The organism is Pseudomonas lactucae, from assembly GCF_036688725.1.
Taxonomy (GTDB): domain Bacteria; phylum Pseudomonadota; class Gammaproteobacteria; order Pseudomonadales; family Pseudomonadaceae; genus Aquipseudomonas; species Aquipseudomonas lactucae.
In genome coordinates this window covers 218,109-228,585 of the sequence record NZ_JAQQPT010000002.1, presented here as the reverse complement: position 1 = coordinate 228,585, position 10,477 = coordinate 218,109, and the positions used below count along the sequence as shown (strand labels likewise).

The window sequence follows — 10,477 nt, the reverse complement described above, 5'->3', positions numbered from 1 at the left end:
GGGCGCGCCTCGTAGGGTGTCAGTCAACCAACGACTGATCCCCGATTGCGAGGTTAGCGCTATGCATCACGCCCAAGAATCCCAAGTCATTGCCCCGACGCTTTTTCTCAGCGACGCAGATGTGGCTTCGCTCGCCGACTGGAGCACCGCCGTCGCCGCGCTCGCAGAGGCGTATGCACGCCCTGCATCGGATGCCATGGTGCCGCCTCGTTCCATGGCCCGGGGTGATGGTATCTGGCTGCGGAGTCTGACCGCTGTTTCCCCCTCCGGCGGCCATATGGGCTGCAAGTTGATCGCGGCCTCCATGCGGGCGCGCTGCGCCAGCTACCTAATCGCATTGTTCGATCAGCAAACCATGGCGCTCAGTGCCCTGATCGATGGCAATCGGGTGACGGGGTTGCGCACCGCTGCAACCGCTGCGCTGGCGGTCGATCTACTGGCGCCTCAACGAGCGCTGCGGGTGGGCGTGATTGGTGCCGGATTTGAGGCGCGTGGTGCACTTGACTGCCTCAAGGCCGTGCGCGATGTCGCCCGTGTCCGGGTGTTCAGCCCAACGCCCGCGAGCCGCGAGAGCTTTGCCGAGAGCTTCAGGCCTGGGCTGGATATCCAAGCGGTGAACAGCGCGCAAGAAGCTGTGCAGGACTGTGATGTGGTGATTTGTGCCGCACGCAGCCGTGACGAATCTCCGGTGCTGCAAGGCGCCTGGCTTTGCCCGGGCGCTACGGTCGTGTCGTTGGGTTCCACCTTGCCTGAGCAAAGGGAAGTTGACCCGGTCACGATGGAACGAGCCGTCTGCATCGTCGCCGATATGCCGCAAGAGGTTCTCCACGATACGGGTGACGCCATTGCGGCGATCAGTGCCGGCGTTTATGTCGCCGACAAATTGGTCGCGCTGTCAGATCTCGTCGCGGGTCGTGTCAACCCGCGCCAGAACGCAAGCGACATCGTCCTCTACAAATCGGTGGGCTCGGCGCTGCAGGACGTCGTCATCGCGCAAGCGCTATACGAGCGCGCCAGGCAACAAGGCCTCGGCATCGAGCTGCCCGCCAGCATCGTCCCTGTCTCGAAATAACCCCTCCACTGTTCGAAGGAAAATCATCATGGCCACATACAAGAAAGCGGATGCCCGTGCCTGGGCGCGGGAAAACCTGGTGGGCTGCTCGGCGGTCACCATCCCAAGTTTCAGCGCCGATCTGAAGCGACTCAACGAACGTGGCATTCGCCACGACATCGAACATACGGTGGGGCTGGGCTACAGCGCCACGTTGCTGTGCAGCGAGCTGGCAATCTCTGCCCAGGAGAACGCCCAGTTCACCGCGTGGGCCCGTGAATCGGGCAAAGATCTGATCCTGTTCTTCCACGCAGCCTTCGGCACGCTTGCCGAGAATATCGAGGCGGTGAAGCTCGCGGAGAATGCCGGTGCCGACATCGTCCTGCTCTCCTACCCGCCGCAGTTCTGGCCGACCAGCGAGCAGGAAATCTACGACTACACCAAGTCGTTCTGCGACGCGACGGACCTTGCCGTCATGCTCTTCCCGATTCCGCTCTGGGGCTTTGAGCGCGTGCATCCGGCGGGGATGTCGCTGGAGTTGGTCCGTCGGCTGTTGGCCGATTGTCCGAATATCGCGGCCATCAAGTCCGAGCAAGGGTTCCCGCTGCCGGCGGGCATTTGCGAGATGTACTACCACTTCCGTGATCAGGTGGTGATCAGTTGCCCGATCGAAGGCGACGCAATCCCCTTGATGAGCCTGATGAAGTTGCAGTTTTCCGGCACCAGCAACACCGCCTGGATGAGCGACTACTACCCGAAAGCGTTCGAACTGGCACGCACGGGCCGCTTTGAAGAGGCGATGGAACTGTACTGGAAGGTCAATCCGGCACGCAGCGCCAACGGCGCCGCCGCGCAAAGCTATGCCGGCGGCACTGGTGTGCTCAATCGCACGATGTGGAAATACCAGGACTGGCTCGCCGGCTTCAACGGCGGCCCACTGCGTGCCCCGGCGATGCGCGTGCCGGATCGCTTCATGAAGTCGCTGCGTCAAGGGTTGGTTGCGTCGGGGTTGCCGGTGACTTCGGATCCTGACAGCGCCTTCATGATCGGGCGTCATCCGTGCTGATCAGGAGGGTTGCACAGTGACGCATTTACTTAAAGATCCCACGCTGTGGCGTGACGGTGCCTATATCGCCGGTGAGTGGCTGACCGAGACGCCGCACGGTCACTACACGCTGCGTAATCCGGTGGACCAAACGGTGCTGGCCGAGTTGCCGCGTTGTCGTGAAACTGAAGTTCGGCACGCCATCGACGCGGCGAATGAGGCCTTTGGCCCATGGCGTCGCCTGACGGCCAAACGCCGTGGCGAGGTGTTGCGCCGCTGGTATGAGTTGATGGTTGAACATCGGGAGGACCTTGCCACGCTGATTACCCTGGAGGAGGGCAAGCCACTGGAGGAGGCGCGGGGTGAAGTCGATTACGCGGCGTCTTTTGTGCGCTGGTTTGGCGAGGAAGCCACACGGGTGCGCGGTGATCTGATTCCGGGCGTAAAGGACACTCAGCGCATCGTGGTCCTGCGCGAACCCATCGGCGTCTGCGCGGCGATCACGCCCTGGAATTTCCCCGCTGCGATGATTACACGCAAGGCCGCTCCGGCCCTCGCGGCCGGTTGCACGATGGTGGTGAAACCGGCAAGCCAGACACCGCTGACCGCGCTGGCACTCGCCGAACTGGCGCAGCGCGCTGGCGTGCCCGCCGGCGTTTTCAGTGTGATCACTGGCAACGACACCCGCGACATTGCCGGTGAGCTTATGGCCAACCCACTGGTGCGCAAGCTCACCTTCACGGGGTCCACGGAAGTGGGCCGGCTGCTGCTGGCGCAAGCGGCGCAGACGGTCAAGAAATGCTCCATGGAGTTGGGCGGCAACGCCCCGTTCATTGTCTTCGACGATGCTGATCTTGATGCGGCGGCTGACGGTGTGATGCTGGCCAAGTTTCGCAATGGTGGGCAGTCTTGTATCGGCGCGAATCGGGTGCTGGTGCAGTCCGGGGTTTATGACGCACTGGCCGAACGCATCGTCGAGCGCATGGCACGCCTGAAGCTGGGCAATGGCCTGGAGCCGGGTGTACAAGTCGGGCCGTTGATCGATGACGCGGCGGTACGAAAATCCCAGGCGCTGGTTGATGATGCGCTGGCCCAAGGCGCTCGACTGCTGTCTGGCGGTAAGCCCCATGCGCTGGGCGGGTGTTTTTTCGAGCCCACCTTGTTGGCTGATGTGACCCATGGGATGCGGGTTGCTCGTGAGGAGATCTTCGGCCCGGTCATGCCGCTGGTGCGTTTCGACACGGATGACCAAGCCATTGCCATGGCCAACGACAGCGAGTTTGGCCTGGCCGCGTATCTGTTCAGCCGTGACGCGGCGCGTATCTGGCGCAACGCCGCGCGCATCGAGTCGGGCATGGTGGGCATCAACTGTGGCTTGATTTCAAATGAGGTCGCACCTTTCGGTGGCGTGAAGCAGAGCGGTCTTGGGCGAGAGGGATCTCACCTGGGAATAGACGAGTTCCTAGAGGTTAAATACCTCTGCTGGGATGGCTTGGAAAGCGTGTAAACAACCGTCGTTAAAGGCCGGTGGACGGCGGTTCGTGTGAGCCGTCGTTCATCGGCTTTTGTATTTGTTCTGCCGCAAAGGCAGGCACTCCGAGCAATGCCCCCGGCTTACCTGCGAGACCCATCGCCGCCAGCGATACCTCGGATTGTGCAAAGCGATTTCAGCGCTGATAGCCGATTCGATAGTCTCGTGGCTGATCCGGCATTTTACGTCGGCATTCCATGTTCCTGCGGCATTGACGCAATAGCGCCGCAGAGCTCGTCGGTGCGCCGTGCAATGTCTGCCCGAGTTAATAAGAATAATTAGGAGAGCGTGATGATTGCAGCAGTCAACAAGGTCCTGGTGATCGGAGGAGGGTTCTCCGGTATGACCGCAGCTATCCAGCTCGCCCGCCAGGGCATCGAAGTGGACCTCGTCGAAATCGATCCTTTGTGGTGTCCTTTGGGAGCGGGAATTACGCTCAGTGGGCCCACGCTGCGAGCACTTGATACGGTTGGGATTTTGGAAAGGGTCGCTGGGGAAGGGTACTTGTCGACCAATTTCGATGTGTTTTCACCGGTGGGCGACCTGATCGTGCAATTGGCGCTTCGACCGCCGGTCAGCGATAAACCGATACCCTGTGGCGGCGGCATCCTGCGCCCGGTACTGGCTCGAATATTTGCCGACAGGACGCGGGAAGTGGGTACCCGTGTGCGCCTGGGCATCACCTACGACAGCATCATCGAGCATGACGATGGCATTGACGTGTCTTTCACCGACGGGACCACTGGACGCTATGACCTGGTCGTTGCCGCTGATGGTGTGCATTCGCGCACGCGAAAGGACTTTTTCCCGCAAGCACCCTCGCCAAAACCCATTCATCAGAGCGTCTGGCGCGCGGTGCTGAAGCGTCCGCCGGAAATCGTGCGCCCCACTCATTGGCTGGGTAGCACCAAGGTTGGCGTCAATCCAATCTCCGAAACGCACATGTACATGTTCCTCATGGAAAGCCGCGAGTTTTCCGAGTGGATCGACCCGGCCAGTTGGCCGGGTGAAATGGCGCGCCTGTTGAGTGAGTTCCCAGCTCCGATCCTGCAAACGCTGGTGCCGCAACTGTACGAGGCGGACGCCAATATCGACTATCGTCCGCTGTCCAATCTGTTGGTGCCGTTGCCCTGGCACAAGGGCCGAATCGTGCTGATCGGAGACACGGTGCATGCCACCACACCGCACCTGGCTTCCGGGGCTGGCATCGGTATTGAGAGCGCCATCGTGCTTGCCGAAGAGTTGCTCGGCAATAGCAATCTACAGACGGCCCTGAGCCGGTTCGAAACGCGGCGCTGGGAGCGTTGCCAACTCGTGGTCGAGAACTCCGCGCGTCTGTGCGAGATAGAGAAAAGTGGCGGGGACAAGGAAGAGCATGCGCAGATCATGCGTGAGTCCACTGCGACGCTGGCTGAGCCTATCTGATTGATTGCGACCCTGCTGGATGAGAAGGGTCGCGCTTCTGGTCGTTAGGAGCAGTGATCGAAAATAACGACCTCTTTGACGTAAGCGAAAAAAGACGCCGACGTCAGCGCCACGCCGTCCTCGGCAAGTTTTTGAAACAGCGCTCGCTGATACTGCCGAAAGGTCGAAAAATCCGCTTCATTTTCAAACCACAGGCTAGAGGCGCCTTCGTATACGGCGATGTTTGGCCCGAAATAGGCCGTCACCTTGTCACCCTCGGGCAGATACCGGGAGCGAACATACCGGCGTAGGGCGTTCTGGAAGTCGGGCTGTTCGCGGGTAATGCTCTCGTGAGCTGCGTCCCAAGCGTCGAAAAAACGATCGAGCGCCATGGATGGATTTTTCTTCAGCAGGATCATCACTTTCCATGGGGGAGGCGCTGTAGCGGTGCTAGCCGTCTCCGCTTCATCCATCAATTGAGCGAGCTGCTCGGAAAGGTCAGCGAAGTTCTTTGCATCAGGGCCCACGGTTTGCTGGGTATAGGGATCGCTGAAGGTGCGAATCAAACCTGGCACGTCTTCAAAAAACAGCTCCGTAATGGAGTCTTTGTGGAAGGACTGTGCGTAGGCACTGTCGGCGTCAACCCCGAAAGCCGCGTCGATGACATGGTTCTGCACGTACCGTTTGACGCCTAACGGTTTGGCTTTAGCGATTTCTCCGTGGGTGTGCTCTACATAGTTTAAAAACTCGGCATGCGTCATTCCAGGTTTTCTGCGTACAGCGGCTAGGATTTTGATCATGAGGCGTTCTCGCTATTGGCAGGGTTAACGGATCTTTGACTTAAATGCACTTTAGTGCGTCGTTATTCATCTGATTGTTTTTCAACACCCAAATATAAGGCCGTGGATATCCCGCAAACCAATCGGTATTCGTGCTGGTAGGTATCGCGCAAAAACATGGTCAAAGGCGGGACGATGCAGACCAGGGGGCGTGACGTAAAGCAAAGGCGTGTTACTGACGACGGTTTACTGCTTTGTTGTCAGTTGGAGCATTCTCAACGTGATCAAACAAACACCGTGGCGTGTATTTGTTGGATACTCCTCCGGCCAGGCGCTATGGTCGGGCTGATGCTCGGACGAATCACGGGTTGGCAAGGCCAAGCTCTGAGGCCCTGATCCAAGCGACGATCAGTCCAGTGTGTTGTCAATGGTGGCGTTAGGAATATTTTAATGGTGAGTTCCAATTCACCCCGGTCGATGCAGGATTTCAGTCAAAACCTGCGCCTTCTCTGCGGGTACTATAAGTCGGTGGCGATGGTGTGCCGCTCCCTCGATATCAACCGCCAGCAGTTCAACAAATACTTGGGCGCGCAGGCGGCTCCCTCGCTCTTCACCCTTCGTAAGATATGCGCCTTTTTTGGGGTAGATGAGGACGAGATCTTCTCCGAACATGAGTCCTTCCGGGCTTTGCTCAGCAGGCAGCGCGCGGCGCGCGAGCCGGACAGCGCGGTACCGGCCGATTTTTTTCCAAGCTCCGCACAGGCGCTGTCGAAGTATCAGGGTTACTACTTTGTCTATTTGATGTCGCCCTCCGGGTCTGGCGAAGTCATTAAGTCGATTACCCGCTTGTCCCGTTCCGGCAACAAGATCCTCAGCAAAACCTACGAACGAATGAGGTTAGGTGATGACCAACTGAAGAGTTTTGGCATCAATAAATATCGGGGGTTCTGCTTTGCTTCATCCGATCTGATTTACATCGTCGAGCGTGAGTACCTATCGTCTCGAGGCTATATCTGGTCGGCGCTTTACCCCTCCTATCGCAGTCGTTTCCGCTTTCTCAATGGCTTGGTGCTCGGCGTATCGGGCGACAATTTTCGCCGTCCTTTTGGTGCTCAGATTGTGTTTGAACATCTGGGCGAGTCGATTGATCTGCGTAACGCACTCTCCAGTTGCAGCTGCTTCCCGATTGATTCCCCTGAAATCCCCAGCGAGGTGAGGGCGCGGCTGCTGATTCGCCCATCCGAGGGTGAGTTCAACCTCGTTCCGCCGTTGTTCTGACTCAGCTTTAAAAACAGACGCTAGGGTTTGTCTGAAAAGTCGCTTTGGCTAAGATGACGTGCTCTGGTTGCTGGGAGGGCCGTTATGGCAGGCCGATATGAAATCTCATCTGCACGTTGGGCGATGATCGAATCCATCGTTCCCCTCCTCAACGCATGGGACGCCCAAGGCGCGATGACCGTCAGATGCTTAACGGTATCTTCTGGATATTGTGCTCGGGCGCCAAATGGCGGGATCTTCCAGAGCGCTTTGGGCCTTGGAAGACTGTTTGTGACCGCTGATGACGGATTGCCGCTGTTGCGGACGGGACGCTTACCCGGTCAGCTCGCGAATTACCCAGAGCCAATGATCGTTTACGTCACAACAGCCCGGGTCAGCTAAATATCAGCAACTGGATCAATCTCGCTCCAGCGCCAACAATGGTCTTTCAGCATGGCCACGCCTACCGACACTAGGCCAATCGGTCACCATTATTCAGAGCATATTGCGATCAAGCTTTACGGCTCCGTCCGATACCCTGAAGCATTCAAACACCCAACCATAGAATGCTACCTACATTTAGGCTCACTACTCCTAAGCGACAAGTCGGCTCCTCGCTGCATCGACTCTATGCAGGCGACTGGCAAACGGCTCATTGCATATGTCGCCGTTGACCTATAAAAGCAGATTGAACGATTATGCGGGATTTTTCCAATAGTACTTGGAGTACTCACGGCATGAACTAGAGTTCGTTAGCGCAATTTATATCGCCGTCAGCCCAGCGCTTGATATCACTTATCTTCGGCGATCTAGCACCGACACTCAAGATGCTCTTTGTTGTGTACAACCTGACCTGTGCTTTGTTCGCATCATGTCTTTCTATTTCAATTAGGGCGTTGTTAATCAACAGTCCTTCCGAAAGGAGCTTTTGATTGATCTCACCTTCACTGCGCTCATCACTAAACTCGCTTAATACGATGACCGGCTTTCCTGTATATGTCTCATGTTCCAGGCATTGTCTTGCCATTAGTCTTAAGTTTCGATAAGTATCGGAGGGCGTCTTCTCGCTAGTGAAGCTGCCGTCATAAGATGAATGACTACTTTTTAATTCGCTGACGGTTATAGCGCACCCGCTGATTGAGATAGAAAAGAATAGTATAGGCAAGGATAAATATTTCAATTTCAACTCCATTGTTCTGGTATGGGCCCTCCGCCGGGCAGGCATCAAATCATGCTTTTTCAGTCGGAATTGTGTTTTGGAAAATCAACAGTCGCCAGGAGTCCACCCTCTGCAGATGTACTTAGCCATACGTTGCTGTTGTGTTGCAGTGCAACCGCTTTGACTATTGCGAGCCCCAGTCCGCTGCCGCTTTGCATTTGATTGGGTTCGCGAAAAAACCTATCGAAGACTCGCGCCCTTAATTCAAATGGAATGCCAGGGCCTGCATCTGAGACACGTAGCTGAGTAGATTTATCAAGTGATCGCACATCTACCTCAACGCGTCCGCCCTCAGGGCTGTACTTCACGGCATTTTCAATTAAGTTATCAATCAGCGACATAAGGCGTTCCCTGATGCCATTGATCCAGCTTTCACCATCAGAGTAGAATTCAAGTTCAATCCTACGCTCAGCCGCTAGGGGGGCCAGCGCAGCCATTTGCTCTTGTATGAGGGTCGTCAGCGGCACAGCCTCCATAACAGTGTCGATGCTTGCTTCGCTATGCATCAGCAGCAATAACTGATTGACGAGACGCGCAGCACGGCTATTGCTGCGAATAATCCCTGCAAGCAGCTCCTGTTGATTAGTGCTGCTTACATAGGACTGCAAAGCCTCAACATTGATTCGCATTGCAGCCAGGGGAGTACGCAGCTCATGAGCGGCATCTGCAATGAAAACCCGTTCCCTCTCAGAACTTGCTCGCACTCTGGCAAGAAATAGATTAGTCGCGTCCACCATTTGGCGAAGCTCTATCTGCTTTGGTCCTTCTTTTAAGGGGGAGAGATCTTCTAAAGTTCGCAAAGAAATACCATTTATCACCTTGCTCCAAGGGCGCATTGCAATACGGACTGATAGCCATGCGGGAAAAAAAAGAAAAGGAATGCACACCAGCAGCGGCAATATGTAGTATCCACGAGAGTTCAGGTATATGAAGAAGTTCCAGCCTCCGGCAGGGGTAATAAGTGTTACCTCCGCGTCGGAGTTCCCTGATTTGAGAGTACGGCTATTCCAGCTGCGCCCCTCACTCTGAATGCTCTGAATTTCTCCATACCTGCTATTTGTTACTCCTGTCGGAGCACCATCAGATGAATAAATTATCTTTCTATTCTTACGAACAATGAGGCTGATTGACAGTTTGGGATCTTCACCTCCGCCATAACCTTCCTGCAATGCTTCGCTGAACTTTTCCAGCACAGTAGTGAGGTCCTGCGGGCGATCATCCATGCGCTTAACTAATGTAAGAATGGTTTCGTAAGTATTGCTACCCGTGAGCATAGAGGGGCTTCGCAAGTTCTCCCACAAAATGTAGGTCAGAAAAAGACACCAAAGCAGTGTAAGTAGTAGCATCTGGGCGAGTATAATTCGTCTTACAAGCGTTGGAGTTTTCAAGTTGAGCCAAAAATTTCGCATCAACCAATCCCTTTCTGAATTGTAGCGGTATCAATGACATACCCCACACCCCGCACCGTTCGCACATAGCCTTCGCCGATTTTGCGACGCAAATTTCCCATATGCACATCCAGCGGATTACTCATATTTTCTTTCGCGCCGAATAGCCTTTCCTCCAGAAAACGTCGTGTAAGCACGCGGTCAGCGCGCATCATTAAAATTTCAAGCAGGGCGTATTCACTTGCCGTTAAATCAACATTACGTCCACTAACTGTCACGCGACGAGTCGGCATATGAAGAAATAATCCTCGAATTTCTATCACCTCATTTTGAAAACCGTAACTGCGTCGGGCCAGTGCTCTCACCCTAGCCAACAACTCGGCGAGAACAAATGGTTTTACCAGATAGTCGTCTGCACCCGCATCGAGCCCACACAGGCGATCTTGCAGAGTGCCTCTTGCAGTCAGGATGATGACGGGGATCCCCCTGAACTGCTGACGTAAGCATGCTACCAGGCTCATGCCGTCACCGTCGGGCAGTCCGAGGTCGAGTAGCACAAGTTCTGGTACGCAGACATCGAGCTGATGCAACGCATCTACTTTTCGGCGAACCCATATGACATCTAACCCTTGATCTGCAAGTGCGATACGAACGCCATTGCCGAGATCCAGGTCGTCTTCGATTAGGAGAATTTTCACAATAGTTACGTTATCAAAAGTGAATGAAGAACGTCTGAAGAAAAAATATATTAGGAAATCTATTAGGATTTGTCTGAAAAGTCTCTTTGACTAAAATGATGCCCT

Annotated in this window: 9 protein-coding genes and 1 pseudogene; 6 read left to right on the top strand and 4 right to left on the bottom strand. The window is 55.6% G+C overall.

Features of this window, described 5'->3' with window-relative positions:
- Nucleotides 1-61: 61 nt before the first annotated feature.
- The 4 genes from V6M90_RS02830 to V6M90_RS02815 all read left to right on the top strand — a co-directional run bounded on the left by V6M90_RS02830 (nt 62) and on the right by V6M90_RS02815 (nt 5,052).
- Nucleotides 62-1,072, top strand: a complete 1,011-nt coding sequence (locus V6M90_RS02830) for an ornithine cyclodeaminase family protein (protein WP_332846044.1) — start codon at nt 62-64, stop codon at nt 1,070-1,072.
- 28 nt (nt 1,073-1,100) lie between these two features.
- A complete protein-coding gene (locus tag V6M90_RS02825; RefSeq protein WP_003173147.1) occupies nt 1,101-2,117 on the top strand; it encodes a dihydrodipicolinate synthase family protein in 1,017 nt (338 codons plus the stop codon).
- Nucleotides 2,118-2,133: 16 nt separating this feature from the next.
- On the top strand, nt 2,134-3,603 hold the full coding sequence (locus tag V6M90_RS02820) for an NAD-dependent succinate-semialdehyde dehydrogenase (RefSeq protein WP_332846043.1): 1,470 nt from the start codon (nt 2,134-2,136) through the stop codon (nt 3,601-3,603).
- 315 nt (nt 3,604-3,918) lie between these two features.
- Nucleotides 3,919-5,052: an FAD-dependent oxidoreductase gene (locus V6M90_RS02815; protein WP_078732536.1), complete on the top strand. Its 1,134-nt coding sequence runs from the start codon at nt 3,919-3,921 to the stop codon at nt 5,050-5,052.
- Between the two features lie 44 nt (nt 5,053-5,096).
- Here V6M90_RS02815 and V6M90_RS02810 read toward each other — a convergent pair whose 3' ends face one another.
- On the bottom strand, nt 5,097-5,831 hold the full coding sequence (locus tag V6M90_RS02810) for an EthD domain-containing protein (protein ID WP_332846042.1): 735 nt from the start codon (nt 5,829-5,831) through the stop codon (nt 5,097-5,099).
- Between the two features lie 429 nt (nt 5,832-6,260).
- Between V6M90_RS02810 and V6M90_RS02805 the strand changes: the two genes are divergently transcribed.
- The gene (locus V6M90_RS02805) at nt 6,261-7,088 is read left to right on the top strand and encodes a helix-turn-helix domain-containing protein (protein ID WP_042727882.1); all 828 of its coding nucleotides are present in this window, start codon (nt 6,261-6,263) and stop codon (nt 7,086-7,088) included.
- Between the two features lie 84 nt (nt 7,089-7,172).
- Nucleotides 7,173-7,366, top strand: a pseudogene (locus V6M90_RS02800) (transposase); the annotation flags it as partial.
- A 443-nt stretch (nt 7,367-7,809) separates the two neighbouring features.
- On the opposite strand, the gene V6M90_RS02795 reads toward V6M90_RS02800, so the two are convergent.
- Genes V6M90_RS02795 through V6M90_RS02785 form a run of 3 tightly spaced genes read right to left on the bottom strand, consistent with a single transcriptional unit; the run spans nt 7,810 to nt 10,372 of the window.
- Nucleotides 7,810-8,247 carry a hypothetical protein gene (locus V6M90_RS02795; RefSeq protein WP_198140456.1) on the bottom strand — a complete coding sequence of 146 codons (438 nt, stop codon included), beginning with the start codon at nt 8,245-8,247 and terminating at the stop codon, nt 7,810-7,812.
- Between the two features lie 59 nt (nt 8,248-8,306).
- Nucleotides 8,307-9,695 (bottom strand): sensor histidine kinase, encoded by a 1,389-nt coding sequence (locus tag V6M90_RS02790; protein ID WP_003174437.1) that lies wholly within the window; start codon nt 9,693-9,695, stop codon nt 8,307-8,309.
- Nucleotides 9,695-10,372 carry a response regulator gene (locus V6M90_RS02785; RefSeq protein ID WP_017530590.1) on the bottom strand — a complete coding sequence of 226 codons (678 nt, stop codon included), beginning with the start codon at nt 10,370-10,372 and terminating at the stop codon, nt 9,695-9,697. The genes V6M90_RS02790 and V6M90_RS02785 overlap by 1 nt, the downstream gene beginning before the upstream one ends.
- Between the last annotated feature and the right edge of the window lie 105 nt (nt 10,373-10,477).

Excerpts from the sequence above, each read along its gene's own strand:
- V6M90_RS02815 (WP_078732536.1), top strand. The coding sequence starts at position 3,919 with ATGATTGCAGCAGTCAACAAGGTCCTGGTGATCGGAGGAGGGTTCTCC.
- V6M90_RS02830 (WP_332846044.1), top strand. The coding sequence starts at position 62 with ATGCATCACGCCCAAGAATCCCAAGTCATTGCCCCGACGCTTTTTCTC.
- V6M90_RS02790 (WP_003174437.1), bottom strand. The coding sequence starts at position 9,695 with ATGCGAAATTTTTGGCTCAACTTGAAAACTCCAACGCTTGTAAGACGA.
- V6M90_RS02825 (WP_003173147.1), top strand. The coding sequence starts at position 1,101 with ATGGCCACATACAAGAAAGCGGATGCCCGTGCCTGGGCGCGGGAAAAC.
- V6M90_RS02805 (WP_042727882.1), top strand. The coding sequence starts at position 6,261 with ATGGTGAGTTCCAATTCACCCCGGTCGATGCAGGATTTCAGTCAAAAC.
- V6M90_RS02810 (WP_332846042.1), bottom strand. The coding sequence starts at position 5,831 with ATGATCAAAATCCTAGCCGCTGTACGCAGAAAACCTGGAATGACGCAT.